The following is a 12,394-nucleotide window of genomic DNA, read 5'->3' on the forward strand; positions in this document are numbered from 1 at the left end:
ATCATCATGTCTATGGAGACGCAGGCGTTGCTGGTATTTTTGCTGATCGGCCTGGTTGCAGGCTTCCTCGCAAGCCTGGTCGTCGGTGGCGGCGGGCTGATAAGATGCCTGCTGAGCGGCATTATCGGCGCCTTTGTCGGCGGTTATCTGTTCAGCGCGCTCGGCATTTCGCTGGGCATTGAAAACGCGCTGGTGGTGCAGATCATCCACGCCACCGTCGGCGCCATCATCGTGGTTCTGATCGCAAGGGCGGTCGCTTGAGGCGTAACTGAGGGTAGGGGAAGACATGGAAAGCGTCGGCTGGATTTCGGCAATCATCATCGGCGGGCTTGCGGGCTGGCTCGCCGGCAAGCTGATGGAAGCGCGATACGGTATTTTCCTGAACATCGTGCTCGGCATCGTCGGTTCGGTCGTCGCAAGCGCCGTCCTCGCGCAGTTCCATGTCGAGGTGGTCGGCGGGCGGCTCGGTTACTTCGTGACGGGTTTCCTCGGCGCCTGCTTGTTGATATTCCTTGCGCGGCTGGTGCGGCGCTAATGCATGTCGCCCAAAAGTGCGCAGCGGTTTTGGGATAACGACTTGCACAAAACAAAGACTTAAAGAGCGTCGCATGACTCCGGTTTGACGCGATGCTCTTTAGATGATTTGCCGCATAGGGGCGGTAGAAAGCTGAAACTGCAATGGTGACGATCCTCGATACGATCAATCCCGACGCCAAGCGCGTGCGGCATCCCGAGAAGGCGCATCGGCCTGATACGGAAGTCATGCGCAAGCCGGACTGGATTCGCGTCAAGGCGCCGACCTCCAAGGGTTATGCCGAAACGCGCGCGATCGTGAAGGAGCACAAGCTCGTCACCGTCTGCGAGGAGGCCGGCTGCCCGAATATCGGCGAGTGCTGGGACAAGAAGCACGCGACCTTCATGATCATGGGCGAGATCTGTACCCGCGCCTGTGCCTTCTGCAACGTCGCCACCGGCAAGCCGAATGCGCTCGACATGGCCGAGCCGGAGAATGTTGCCAAGGCGGTCAAGGAGATGGGCCTATCCCACGTCGTCATCACCTCGGTCGACCGTGACGACCTGGAGGACGGCGGCGCCGAACACTTCGAAAAGGTGATCTGGGCAATCCGTGCCGCCTCGCCGATGACGACGATCGAGATCCTGACGCCCGACTTCCTGAAGAAGCCTGGTGCGCTGGAACGCGTCGTCGCCGCCAAGCCCGACGTCTTCAACCACAATATGGAAACGGTGCCCGGCAACTATCTGACGGTTCGCCCTGGCGCCCGCTACTTCCATTCCGTCCGCCTGCTGCAGCGGGTGAAGGAACTCGATCCCACCATGTTCACCAAATCGGGCATCATGGTCGGTCTCGGCGAAGAGCGAAACGAAGTCCTCCAGCTGATGGACGATTTGCGCACCGCCGATGTCGACTTCCTGACGATCGGCCAGTACCTGCAGCCGACGCGCAAGCACCATAAGGTCGAAAGCTTCGTCACCCCCGACGAGTTCAAGTCTTATGAGACCGTCGCCTACAGCAAGGGCTTCCTGATGGTCGCCTCGAGCCCGCTGACCCGCTCCTCCCACCATGCCGGCGACGACTTTGCCCGGCTGAGAGCGGCGCGTGAGAAGAAGCTGCTGCTGGCGGCTGAGTAAGCGCCGGCACTTGCTTTTTGATCGAACCGCGGCGATTTTCGCCGCGGTTTTTCTTTGGGCAGCCGATGATGAATATCACCTCCGGATTGAAATCGCCGCTGATCGAAGCCAACCGTATCCTGGTGATCGGCTGCCCCGGCAGCGGCAAGAGCACGTTCGCAACGCGGCTTTCGCGAGCGCTCGACCTTGACTACATCTCCATGGACCGCGACTTCTACTGGCAACCGGGCTGGAGAAAGAGACCGCGCGACGAGATCGACCGCCGGATCGCCAGGGCCGTGGCGGAACAACGCTGGATCATGGATGGAACCGGCCTCAGCTCCTTCCATCTTCGCCTGCCGCGCGCCGACGCCGTCATTTGGCTTCGGCTGCCCAGATATGCATGCCTGTGCGGCGCCACCTCGAGAGCGTTCCGTTATTTTGGGCGCAACCGCCCAGAACTGCCTGCCGGCTGCCCCGAACGCCTTTCGCTGGACGCGCTTGCCTATATCTGGAATTTCGAGCGCGATGCCGCACCTCTGATCGAAGCAGCGCTTCAGGATCACGGGCTTGCAAGTTCCACCGTCATCATAAGATCGCGCAAGGCGGCTAACCGGTTCGCCGCTCTTAGCGCTTGAGTCGCGCCGGCGAAACGCACGTCTGGCTCGAGGGAGTTGCATGATGGATCAGAGAGTAGACTTGCCGCCGCGTCAGCAGATCACCGATCTCGAACAGGCGGCAGAGTATATCCGGACAGCCCGCCGCATCCTCGTCATGGGTTGCTCGGGCGGCGGTAAATCCACGTTGTCGCTGAAGATCGCCAGGCGCTTCGGGCTTTCCTACATTTCGCTCGACCGCGACGTCTATTGGCTTCCCGGCTGGGTCACGCGCGACAGGGTCGAGCAGAGAAAGATCATCGCCAGCCGGATCCTCGAAGAACGTTGGATCATGGACGGCACGAACCCGTCTTCTTTGGACATTCGGTTGCCGCGCACCGATTTCGTCGTCTGGGTCCGTATGCGGCGGCTTGTCTGCATCTGGGGCGCAATCAGCCGGTGGGCGAAATGGATCGGCCGCACCCGCCCCGAAATGGCGCCGGGCTGTATCGAGAAGATCGATTTGGAATTCCTCCGCTTCATCTGGACCTTCGAGGAGAAATTCGCGCCGCGACTCGTTGCGGGCATCGCCGCACATGGCCCCGACGTGCCGGTTCTTCAGCTAAAATCCCGCCGCCAGATGCGCGAGCTTCTTGATCTTCTCGGCCCGCCCGATTAATTGCCGCTTATGCCGCAATTCGAAACGCACCGTCCCGTCCCGCACACGCCCGAGCAGATGTTCGACCTCGTCGCCGATGTCGAGCGCTATCCGGAATTCCTGCCGCTCTGCGAAGCCCTCGCCATCAGGAGCCGCAAGGAGCGCGACGGCAAGATCCTGCTCGTCGCCGACATGACGGTCGGCTATAAGGCGATCCGCGAGACCTTCACGACACAGGTGCTGCTGAACAGGGCCGAACACGTCATCGAGGTCAAATATATCGATGGTCCCTTCAAATATCTCGACAATCGCTGGCACTTTGCCGAGACGCCGTCTGGCGGCTGCACCGTCGATTTCTTCATCGATTACGAATTCAAGAGCCGCATCCTGGGCGCGTTGATGGGCTCGATGTTCGATCGCGCCTTCCGCATGTTCACCGAAGCCTTCGAGACGCGCGCAAACAGGATCTACACGCCGGCCTGATGAGCGAACCCGCGTCAGGCCGCATAGAGCGAGCGCACCATCTCCAGCGCCGTCCTGATCGTCGCCAGCCGGACCTCGCTGCGGCCGATATCGCCATAGAACATCTTTCGATGGATGATCGCGCCGGCGCGCGATTTGGCGGCGAGATGCACGAGGCCGACCGGTTTTTCCGCCGATCCGCCGCCAGGACCGGCAATGCCGGTGACGGCAACGGCGATCTCGGCGCGTGAGCGGAAGAGGGCGCCATGCACCATCTGCCGCGCCGTTTCCTCGGAGACCGCCCCGAAGCGCAGCAGCGTTTCCGCCTGCACGCCGAGCATCTCGATCTTTGCGCTATTCGTATAGGTGACGAAGCCTCGGTCGACGACAGCGGACGAACCCGAAATCTCCGTCAGCGCCCCGGCGATCAGCCCGCCGGTGCAGGATTCGGCGGTCGAGATCATCAGCCCTGCAGCCGTGAAGTCACGGATGATCGTCTCCGCCGTCGAAACGATATCCTGAGGAAAAAGGCTCATCATTTCCTCCCGCGATAGACGACGGTCGCCGTGGCGATCGCCGCGATGCCTTCGCGCCGGCCAACGAAGCCGATCGTCTCGTTGGTCGTCGCCTTGACAGAACAACGCTCGATATCGATGCCGAGATAATCCGCCAGTTTTGTCCGCATGGCTTGGCGATGCGGGCCGACCTTCGGCGCCTCGGCGATCAGCGAGACGTCGGCATTCATGATCGTGCCGCCGCGCTCGCGCACGATCCGGGCGGCATGTTCGATGAAGATCCGCGAAGGCGCCCCCTTCCATTGCGGGTCGGATGGTGGGAAATGATCGCCGATATCGCCGGCGCCGCAGGTGGCGAGCAGCGCGTCGGTCAGCGCATGCAGCGCAACGTCGGCATCCGAGTGTCCTTTCAGCTTCTGGTCATGGGGAATGAACACGCCGCAGAGTGTCACACCATCGCCGGCTACGAGTTGGTGCACGTCGTAGCCGTTGCCGGTGCGCACGTCTGGAAGCAGCGACGTCGACAGCTTGTCGTCGGCCATGGCGATATCGTTCTTGACTGTCAGCTTGACGTTGTCGGCCGTGCCCTCGACGATCGTCACCGGAATGCCCAGCCATTCGGCGATCGAGGCGTCGTCGGTGAAATCACTTCGTCCGCTCGCCGCCGCCTTCTCATGCGCCTCGAGGATCGTTTCGAAGGCGAAGGATTGCGGCGTCTGCGCGGCGTAGAGATGCTCGCGTGAAACCGTCGCCAGCACGGTGCCGGCGCTGTCGGCGCGTTTCAGCGTATCGGTGACCGGGATCGCCGGCAGAACCGCCTGCGCGCCGGCGTCAAGGCTCTCGGCAATGCGATCAAGAAGATCATGATCGAAGAACGGCCGCACGGCATCGTGGATCAGCACATGGCTGATTTGCTTGTCCTTGAGGTATCTGAGGCCCGCAAGCACGGATTGTTGCCGGCTGGCGCCGCCATGCACCGTTTCGATCGGCGTTGCCGAGATGATGTGGCGGAAGGCTCTCGCAAACAGCGCCTCGTCATCGGGATGAATGACGACAACGATCTCAGTTGCCGCTTCCCATGTCATGAAGTTTTCAAGCGTATGCACGATAACCGGCTTGCCGCCGATCATGCGATACTGCTTGGGCCCCTCCTTGGAGGATCCTGCGCGCTCGCCGCGGCCGGCGGCAACGATGACAATTCCAGCCGATATCGGTTGCTTAGAAGGCATTTGCAGCATAAATCCCCTAAAATATGCGGAATTGACCGGAGTGCTCTAACGTCTTGCTTGGGCCTTTTCCAGCATCTGCCCGAAAAATATCAATTCCGAGGCCAGCCCCCTTGGCAAGCCAGGGAATAATGGCTAAAAATAATGCAGTTCTATTGTGTGCCCGAAAGATAATCATTTGATTTCCAAGGACCTCGCAGCGCCTTTCCGAATCGGACCCGTGTCCGTGCGGAACCGCGTTGTGCTGGCGCCGATGTCCGGCGTCACCGATATGCCCTTCCGCGAGTTGGCGTGGCGCTTCGGTGCCGGCCTCGTCGTCACCGAAATGGTGGCGAGCCGCGAACTGGTCAACGACACGGCCGAATCCTGGTCGCGGCTCAGCGCTGCGGGCTTCCGGCCGCATATGGTGCAGCTTGCCGGCCGCGAGGCGCACTGGATGGCCGAGGCGGCCAAGATCGCCGCCGATCATGGCGCCGATATCATCGACATCAACATGGGCTGCCCGGCAAAGAAGGTAATCGGCGGTTACTCCGGCTCGGCGCTGATGCGCGATCCCGATCACGCGCTCGGCCTCATTGAGGCGACGGTCAAGGCTGTCGACATTCCGGTGACGCTGAAGATGCGCCTCGGCTGGGACGAGAATTCGATGAATGCGCCTGACATCGCGCGCCGCGCCGAAGCCGCCGGCATCCAGCTTGTGACCATTCATGGGCGCACCCGTATGCAATTCTATGAAGGCCGCGCCGATTGGGACGCGATCCGTGCCGTCCGCGAGGTGATCTCCATTCCGCTGATCGCCAATGGCGATGTCGAAACTGCAGGCGACGCACAGGAAATATTGCGCCGCTCCGGCGCCGATGCCGTCATGATCGGCAGGGGCTGCCAGGGCAGGCCGTGGCATGCCGGCGTCATATCAGGTACGCCCGCACCGCAATCCCTGGAGATCGCCGATATCGCCGTCGAGCACTATCGGATGATGCTGGATTTCTATGGCGAAGCGGTGGCGATCCGCCATGCCCGCAAGCACCTTGGCTGGTATCTCCAGCGTTTTTCTCCTGATCTCGCCGGCGGCGAAAAGGCTGCGATCATGACCTCGCGCGATCCGCGCGAGGTGGCCGCGCGCCTTTACGATGCATTGGCGGCGGGTGTTGTCGACAGCCGGGAGGCGGCATGACGAAGGATATGATATCTCCGTCCGATTACGCCGGCGGGACGGTCGCCATGGCCGTGCTGAACGCCATCCAGAACCCGGTCATCATGGTCGACGAATCCGGTTTCGTCGTTTTCGCCAATTGGGAGGCGGAGGCCTTCTTCGGTGCCAGCGCCTCGCATCTGGCGCGTTACCGCATCTCGACCTTCATTCCCTTCGGCAGCCCGCTGCTTGCCCTGATCGACCAGGTGCGCGAGCGCAAGGCGCCGGTCAACGAATATCGCGTCGACCTGAGTTCGCCCCGCCTCGGACAGGACAAGCTCGTCGATCTCTATGTCGCCCCGGTGCTCAGCGAGCCTGGCGCCGTCGTCATCGTCTTTCAGGAACGCTCGATGGCCGACAAGATCGACCGGCAGTTGACGCATCGCGCCGCTGCTCGCTCGGTGACCGGCCTTGCCTCGATGTTGGCGCATGAGATCAAGAACCCGCTCTCCGGCATACGCGGCGCCGCCCAGCTGCTCGAGCAGTCTGCGATCGACGACGATCGGGCGCTGACCCGGCTGATCTGCGACGAGACCGATCGCATCGTCTCGCTGGTCGACCGCATGGAAGTCTTTTCCGACGAACGCCCTGTCGACCGCATGCCGGTCAATATCCATTCCGTGCTCGATCATGTGAAGGCCGTCGCCAAGGCAGGTTTTGCCCGCAACATCCGCGTCACCGAGAGTTACGACCCGTCGCTGCCGGCCGTTTATGCCAATCGCGACCAGCTCGTCCAGGTCTTCCTCAATCTGGTGAAGAACGCCGCCGAAGCGGTCGGCGATCGGCCGGACGGCGAGATCATGCTGACGACCGCCTATCGCCCGGGCATCCGCCTTTCGGTCGCCGGCACGCGCGAGAAGATCTCGCTGCCGTTGGAATTCTGCGTCCACGACAACGGTCCTGGCGTTCCCGCCGATCTGGTGCCGCATCTCTTCGATCCCTTCATCACCACCAAGCCGAACGGCAGCGGCCTCGGCCTAGCCCTGGTCGCCAAGATCATCGGCGATCACGGCGGCATTATCGAATGCGACAGCCAGAACAACCGCACGACATTCCGCGTTCTCATGCCGGCGTCCAAGGACGCCTCGCTTGAAGACGCTTCTATTGCAAGCTCGACAGGACCTTCTCGATGACAGCCACGATCCTCGTTGCAGATGATGATGCGGCCATCCGGACCGTGCTCAACCAGGCTTTGAGCCGCGCCGGCTATGACGTTCGCATCACCTCCAACGCCGCTACCCTCTGGCGCTGGATTTCCGCGGGCGAGGGCGATCTGGTCGTCACCGATGTGGTGATGCCCGACGAAAACGCCTTCGACCTGCTGCCGCGCATCAAGAAGGCGCGTCCCGACCTGCCCGTCCTTGTCATGAGCGCGCAGAACACCTTCATGACCGCCATCAAGGCCTCGGAGAAGGGCGCCTACGACTATCTGCCGAAGCCCTTCGACCTCACCGAACTGATCGGCATCATCGGCCGGGCGCTGGCGGAACCGAAGCGCAAGCCCGCCAAGCTTGAAGACGACATGCAGGACGGCATGCCGCTCGTCGGCCGGTCGGCGGCGATGCAGGAAATCTACCGCGTGCTCGCCCGCCTGATGCAGACGGACCTGACGCTGATGATCACCGGCGAATCCGGCACCGGCAAGGAACTCGTCGCCCGCGCGCTGCACGACTACGGCAAGCGCCGCAACGGCCCGTTTGTTGCGATCAACATGGCCGCGATCCCGCGCGACCTGATCGAATCCGAACTCTTCGGCCATGAGAAGGGCGCCTTTACCGGCGCGCAGACGCGCTCGACCGGCCGTTTCGAGCAGGCCGAAGGCGGCACGCTCTTCCTCGACGAGATCGGCGACATGCCGATGGATGCCCAGACACGGCTGCTGCGCGTCCTGCAGCAGGGCGAATACACCACCGTCGGCGGCCGCACGCCGATCCGCACCGATGTGCGCATCGTTGCCGCCACCAACAAGGACCTGAAGCAGGCGATCAACCAGGGTCTCTTCCGCGAGGACCTCTATTACCGCCTCAATGTCGTGCCGCTGCGCCTGCCGCCGCTGCGCGATCGCGCCGAGGACATTCCCGATCTGGTGCGCCATTTCATCCAGCAGGCCGAAAAGGAAGGCCTCGGCTCCAAGCGTTTCGATCAGGAGGCGCTGGAACTGATGAAGGCCTATGCCTGGCCGGGCAACGTCCGCGAACTGGAAAACCTCATCCGCCGTCTGATGGCGCTCTATCCGCAAGATGTCATCACCCGTGAGATCATCGACGCCGAACTTCGCTCCGACGTGCCCGACAGCCCGATCGACAAGGGGCCGATCCGCAGCGGCTCGATGACGATCGCCCAGGCGGTCGAGGAGAACATGCGCAGCTACTTCGCAGGCTTCGGGGACAATCTGCCGCCGCCCGGCCTCTATGACCGCGTGCTGACGGAAATGGAATATCCGCTGATCCTCGCCGCCCTGACGGCGACGCGCGGCAACCAGATCAAGGCCGCCGATCTTCTCGGTCTCAACCGCAACACTCTGCGCAAGAAGATCAGGGAACTTGGCGTTTCGGTCTACAGGAGTTCCCGCACCGCCTGAGTGTGTTCGCGCTCGCATCGGGCCGACATGCGGCCTGATGCCAGAACTAGCGCCGCGGCGCACTGTATGAGCCGAGAAGTCGTGGGCTTCATCGACGACTTCATCGTTCAAACCCAGTCTGCTGTTCCAGACGTCGTACTCAGAAGTGGACAACGACGCCGAGGATCGGACCCTGCTGGACGACGTCGAAGACAAAGCCGTCATTGTCGTAGTCGACACCGAGTGCGCGGTATCCCGCAACGGCCGAGATCGTATCGGTGAACTTGTAGCCGACCGCGAGCGCCACATCCCAGTCGAGATCCGCGCCGCCGGCGCCGACGAGACCCCATCCGGTCAGATAGATCTCCGGCGTGAAGAAGTAATTGCCTCGCACGCCCACCAGACCGTCGACCCAGGTCGCGCTGTCATCTTGCTCGATGCCGCCGAGGACCCCTCCATTGAAGGAGATGTTGGTGTCGACCGACCACACCCGGATGCCGCCGACGACATCGAGATGTCCCGACTGGTCCTCCAATACCGAATAGCCTACCCCGAGAAGTCCGGCGAAAGTCTTTGAGGTGACGTCGACGCTGTCGGCGAGAATGCCATGGGGCGTATTCCCGTCTGCGCCAAGCTTGGTGTAGATGATGTCGCCGAAGATGCTGTACCGATCGTAACGCGATTCACCTGCGGCCATGAAGGCGAAATCGAGGTTCTCCAGGATGTCGCCGAAATCGGAGTCGATATGAACCTCCGGCAATCCGAACTGTGCAATGTCGCCGGAAATCCCTGCCATCCAGAAATAGGGCGCGACGGTGAACGTCCAGCCGCTCGGGCTCTCGACCACTTTTGCATCGGGTGTTAGCGGTGTCGGATCGGCTGCCCCAGCCGGGCGAGGTGGCTACGAGACCCGCGCAAAGGACCGCCGCGCGTAGAATAAAAGCCGTCATGAAACTCCCCCTGCTTTGTCGGTCTCCATCGCGGTCGCCGACGAATCGAAACATATCATCGATCTCCGCTCAACTTTGGCGCAACACCCGCCTGCGAATAAGTATGTTACAGTAGCATCTGTCGGTCTGCGGTATTGCCCGCGCTTGTCTCGCCGACGTCAGAGTTAAGGTCTGCAGCTCGGGGTTGGCCGTACCTCGTCGCAGTTTTTCAACGATGCTGGCCGCGTTTTGGCAGTGCCCATCAGGCCGCTGACCTGGCCGGCGTAGTTATCCCGCGTGTCCTGATCGACCGCAGCGACGGGAGCGGCAAGGATCAGACCAGCTACCTTCCCGGCTGCCGACGCCGTTCCGGTTGTCGCCACCAGAATCTGGTCGCCAAGTCCGACCCTGCTGTCGGTGAGCGTCTGCCCCTCCGAGATGCGTGATCCGATGAGCTGAACGATCTGCGGCGATTCCGCGAATTTGCCATGGTTCATCGGGTCGCCAGATTTGATCTTGGTGAGATCGATCACCACGATCTTGTTGGCCTCGAATTCCGCCTTGTAGGGCGCCTGTTCGGGATCGATGGCTCCAAGTCAGGACACGTCACCCCAGACCCGACGCGAGAACGCCAGTGCACGGTCATCACGAGATACGAACAAGGTGAACTGCGGACGCTGTTTGCCCATGTCGCCGATCTGCTGGCGGAACACGTCGACATCGACGTCGGGAGCCGCGAGCATGACATTCTTGAACTTCGCGGGCAGCCGGCCGTTACGAATGGCCATCTGGCGCAGCGATTCCAACGCCAGCCAATTCCCCATGGAATGAGCGAGGATGGACACCTCCTTCACTTCCGGATCCTTCGCGAGATACTGGAAGAGGGTCTCCAGAGCATTTCGCGTATAGTTCGTGCTCTCCCGATCATAGCCGTAGGCGAGAAGGCTGCCACGCGACGGCCAGGTCACCAGCACGGGAGCGCTGTGCACACCCGAGTCCTCAACGATCTGGGCGAAGCGGTAGACGGAGTCCTCGAACCGGTTGTTGAAACCATGGATGAATACCAGGACACTGTGGTCAGGGCTTTTGCGGACGCTCGCGCTCAGCCAGCGTTTGGCCTCATCAATATTGAGATCGTCGGCCTTCACGGTCGCGAAATCTGTCGCCGGATTGGAGGGAAGTCTCTTTGGCCAGGCGACCTCTCCCTCCTTGCGGACCGTGTTCGGTGGGATGGACACGGTGATATCGGCGAATGCCGGGGCCTGCGCCCGTTCTCCGTTGAACATCTCTCCTGGCACCGCAGACCTGCTGCGTGTCGTCGCGATCAGCAACTTGACCTTGGTCGACTTCGCAGACGTGTCTGCAACAGGCGTCATCACATCCTTCGGATGACCGCCGCACCCAGGCAGAACGACGATCAATGCGCACAGCAGAAGCCACTGAACATACCCGGTAACTATCGACGCCATTCCCCCGTTGTTTTTGCTTCCCACCGATTTCCCTCATGCTGGGCGCTTGTCGAATGCGTTCGTCGGGCCTGTTTTCTAGCAATTATAGACGCCGACGGCGCAACGCCGGACCGAGCGGCGCGCAACTCCAGCGACACTCACGGGTGTCAGCGGGCGGCCGACCCTGGCCTCTGCTGACGTGAAGACGCCATCCAGTCCCGGAATCGAAAGCCCGTTTCCAAGTTCGAGGCCGGACACGCCGATCGCCGCAGCGAGCAGCAGGAATTTCAGTTTTCTCACGGCGGTCATTTGGTGCCTCCCATGGCAAAGTGATCAGGAAGCTCGTCGATATCGGCAAGCTTCGTCAGGTCGACTTTCTTGGCGTTCGTGGTGTTTTTGAAACCGAAATCGTTGGCAACGACATCGGTGCCTGTCTTCCAGTCACTGATCTGGACGCTGTATTGTGGGCCTTGATCCACCTGACTTGCGGTGATGACATATCGACAGGGATACGGATGTTCGCCCTGAGCGATCCATATCTGCCAGTCGAGTTCCTTGGTGCGGAATGCAAGGTGGTCGCATTCGACGCCGCCGATCACACCGCTGCCGAGGTCCTTGACGTCGACCACGTCGCGCATCAGCTCGGCATAGGCATCCGGGAGCAGAAGATCGGCACCCGGAACGGGTCTGTGGAGCTTGTCCCGCAATTCGTCGATCAGGTGATCTACGGTGCCTGGAACTTCTACCTGGGCATAGAGGTTGGCATTCTTGCCGAGCAGCGAGAGCGTCTTGCCGTCGAATGTGATCTCAACGTTGGCGAACCCGCCAAACCGGGTCACCCGGAGTTTATCCGGCCGGCCCATTTCGATCTTGCCGGAACTTGCCAGCAGAAGCTTCTGATGGTCGACGGTGACGACCTCCAGATTGGTGTCATACGAAAAGGAGATCGCCTTTTCTGCGGCCAGGTAGTCGGACATTGTTTTGACAAGCTTCTTGGTGTCTGCGTCGGCCGAGTTTGCAGCCGATCCGGATCCCAAGGTGATCATCAAGCCGAGTGCCGCGGAAGACACCGCCGCCACGGCAGGGTGTAAGGCTCGCTGGGGTGCATTGGTCATCGACGAATCCCTTCTAGATGGTTTGGTCGGACGACTGAGGTCGCTCCCTGTGTCTCGAGTATGA

The 12,394-nt window shown here is 61.5% G+C and carries 13 protein-coding genes and 2 pseudogenes; 9 read left to right on the top strand and 6 right to left on the bottom strand.

Annotated elements, in window-relative coordinates; translation table 11 throughout:
• The first annotated feature begins 6 nt into the window (after nucleotides 1–6).
• The 6 genes from J3P73_RS11540 (at nucleotide 7) to J3P73_RS11565 (ending at nucleotide 3,366) form a co-directional block, all read left to right on the top strand.
• Nucleotides 7–261, top strand: a complete 255-nt coding sequence (locus J3P73_RS11540; protein ID WP_003539329.1) for a GlsB/YeaQ/YmgE family stress response membrane protein — start codon at nucleotides 7–9, stop codon at nucleotides 259–261.
• A 25-nt stretch (nucleotides 262–286) separates the two neighbouring features.
• The gene (locus tag J3P73_RS11545) at nucleotides 287–535 is read left to right on the top strand and encodes a GlsB/YeaQ/YmgE family stress response membrane protein (protein WP_012757333.1); all 249 of its coding nucleotides are present in this window, start codon (nucleotides 287–289) and stop codon (nucleotides 533–535) included.
• Between the two features lie 143 nt (nucleotides 536–678).
• Nucleotides 679–1,650, top strand: coding sequence for a lipoyl synthase (gene lipA / locus J3P73_RS11550; RefSeq protein WP_018073481.1), 972 nt, complete (start codon nucleotides 679–681; stop codon nucleotides 1,648–1,650).
• A gap of 68 nt (nucleotides 1,651–1,718) precedes the next feature.
• Nucleotides 1,719–2,267, top strand: coding sequence for an AAA family ATPase (locus J3P73_RS11555; protein WP_207580008.1), 549 nt, complete (start codon nucleotides 1,719–1,721; stop codon nucleotides 2,265–2,267).
• A 40-nt stretch (nucleotides 2,268–2,307) separates the two neighbouring features.
• The gene (locus J3P73_RS11560) at nucleotides 2,308–2,904 is read left to right on the top strand and encodes a P-loop NTPase family protein (RefSeq protein WP_018073483.1); all 597 of its coding nucleotides are present in this window, start codon (nucleotides 2,308–2,310) and stop codon (nucleotides 2,902–2,904) included.
• 9 nt (nucleotides 2,905–2,913) lie between these two features.
• The gene (locus tag J3P73_RS11565) at nucleotides 2,914–3,366 is read left to right on the top strand and encodes a type II toxin-antitoxin system RatA family toxin (protein WP_003559123.1); all 453 of its coding nucleotides are present in this window, start codon (nucleotides 2,914–2,916) and stop codon (nucleotides 3,364–3,366) included.
• 14 nt (nucleotides 3,367–3,380) lie between these two features.
• Here the strand turns inward: J3P73_RS11565 and J3P73_RS11570 are convergent, their stop codons facing one another.
• Nucleotides 3,381–3,884, bottom strand: a complete 504-nt coding sequence (locus tag J3P73_RS11570; RefSeq protein WP_174827043.1) for a CinA family protein — start codon at nucleotides 3,882–3,884, stop codon at nucleotides 3,381–3,383.
• Entirely contained in the window at nucleotides 3,881–5,098 is a 1,218-nt protein-coding gene (locus tag J3P73_RS11575) for a bifunctional 2-C-methyl-D-erythritol 4-phosphate cytidylyltransferase/2-C-methyl-D-erythritol 2,4-cyclodiphosphate synthase (RefSeq protein ID WP_130691683.1), read from the bottom strand. The genes J3P73_RS11570 and J3P73_RS11575 overlap by 4 nt, the downstream gene beginning before the upstream one ends.
• Before the next feature lie 145 nt (nucleotides 5,099–5,243).
• Here J3P73_RS11575 and dusB point away from each other — a divergent pair, with 145 nt between their 5' ends.
• From dusB to ntrC, 3 genes are read left to right on the top strand one after another with little or no spacing between them, the layout of a single operon-like run.
• A complete protein-coding gene (dusB, locus tag J3P73_RS11580; protein WP_174826892.1) occupies nucleotides 5,244–6,260 on the top strand; it encodes a tRNA dihydrouridine synthase DusB in 1,017 nt (338 codons plus the stop codon).
• On the top strand, nucleotides 6,257–7,411 hold the full coding sequence (locus J3P73_RS11585) for a two-component system sensor histidine kinase NtrB (protein ID WP_130686364.1): 1,155 nt from the start codon (nucleotides 6,257–6,259) through the stop codon (nucleotides 7,409–7,411). Before dusB ends, J3P73_RS11585 begins: the two co-directional genes overlap by 4 nt.
• Nucleotides 7,408–8,859, top strand: a complete 1,452-nt coding sequence (gene ntrC / locus J3P73_RS11590; protein ID WP_017964172.1) for a nitrogen regulation protein NR(I) — start codon at nucleotides 7,408–7,410, stop codon at nucleotides 8,857–8,859. Before J3P73_RS11585 ends, ntrC begins: the two co-directional genes overlap by 4 nt.
• 139 nt (nucleotides 8,860–8,998) lie before the next feature.
• Here ntrC and J3P73_RS11595 read toward each other — a convergent pair.
• From J3P73_RS11595 to J3P73_RS11610, 4 genes and pseudogenes are all read right to left on the bottom strand, one after another.
• Nucleotides 8,999–9,788 (bottom strand): annotated as a pseudogene (locus J3P73_RS11595) (hypothetical protein).
• 164 nt (nucleotides 9,789–9,952) lie between these two features.
• Nucleotides 9,953–11,236 (bottom strand): annotated as a pseudogene (locus tag J3P73_RS11600) (alpha/beta hydrolase).
• 75 nt (nucleotides 11,237–11,311) lie between these two features.
• Nucleotides 11,312–11,524, bottom strand: coding sequence for a hypothetical protein (locus tag J3P73_RS11605; protein WP_024320719.1), 213 nt, complete (start codon nucleotides 11,522–11,524; stop codon nucleotides 11,312–11,314).
• Nucleotides 11,521–12,330, bottom strand: coding sequence for a DUF2092 domain-containing protein (locus tag J3P73_RS11610; protein WP_130655322.1), 810 nt, complete (start codon nucleotides 12,328–12,330; stop codon nucleotides 11,521–11,523). The genes J3P73_RS11605 and J3P73_RS11610 overlap by 4 nt, the downstream gene beginning before the upstream one ends.
• Between the last annotated feature and the right edge of the window lie 64 nt (nucleotides 12,331–12,394).

It is taken from the genome of Rhizobium ruizarguesonis, assembly GCF_017357285.1.
Classification (GTDB): domain Bacteria; phylum Pseudomonadota; class Alphaproteobacteria; order Rhizobiales; family Rhizobiaceae; genus Rhizobium; species Rhizobium ruizarguesonis.

Coding starts and splice junctions, on each gene's coding strand:
- J3P73_RS11555 (WP_207580008.1), top strand. CDS start 1,719: ATGAATATCACCTCCGGATTGAAATCGCCGCTGATCGAAGCCAACCGT.
- J3P73_RS11565 (WP_003559123.1), top strand. CDS start 2,914: ATGCCGCAATTCGAAACGCACCGTCCCGTCCCGCACACGCCCGAGCAG.
- J3P73_RS11605 (WP_024320719.1), bottom strand. CDS start 11,524: ATGACCGCCGTGAGAAAACTGAAATTCCTGCTGCTCGCTGCGGCGATC.
- J3P73_RS11570 (WP_174827043.1), bottom strand. CDS start 3,884: ATGATGAGCCTTTTTCCTCAGGATATCGTTTCGACGGCGGAGACGATC.
- J3P73_RS11585 (WP_130686364.1), top strand. CDS start 6,257: ATGACGAAGGATATGATATCTCCGTCCGATTACGCCGGCGGGACGGTC.
- J3P73_RS11545 (WP_012757333.1), top strand. CDS start 287: ATGGAAAGCGTCGGCTGGATTTCGGCAATCATCATCGGCGGGCTTGCG.
- J3P73_RS11575 (WP_130691683.1), bottom strand. CDS start 5,098: ATGCTGCAAATGCCTTCTAAGCAACCGATATCGGCTGGAATTGTCATC.
- ntrC (WP_017964172.1), top strand. CDS start 7,408: ATGACAGCCACGATCCTCGTTGCAGATGATGATGCGGCCATCCGGACC.
- lipA (WP_018073481.1), top strand. CDS start 679: ATGGTGACGATCCTCGATACGATCAATCCCGACGCCAAGCGCGTGCGG.
- J3P73_RS11540 (WP_003539329.1), top strand. CDS start 7: ATGTCTATGGAGACGCAGGCGTTGCTGGTATTTTTGCTGATCGGCCTG.
- J3P73_RS11610 (WP_130655322.1), bottom strand. CDS start 12,330: ATGACCAATGCACCCCAGCGAGCCTTACACCCTGCCGTGGCGGCGGTG.
- J3P73_RS11560 (WP_018073483.1), top strand. CDS start 2,308: ATGATGGATCAGAGAGTAGACTTGCCGCCGCGTCAGCAGATCACCGAT.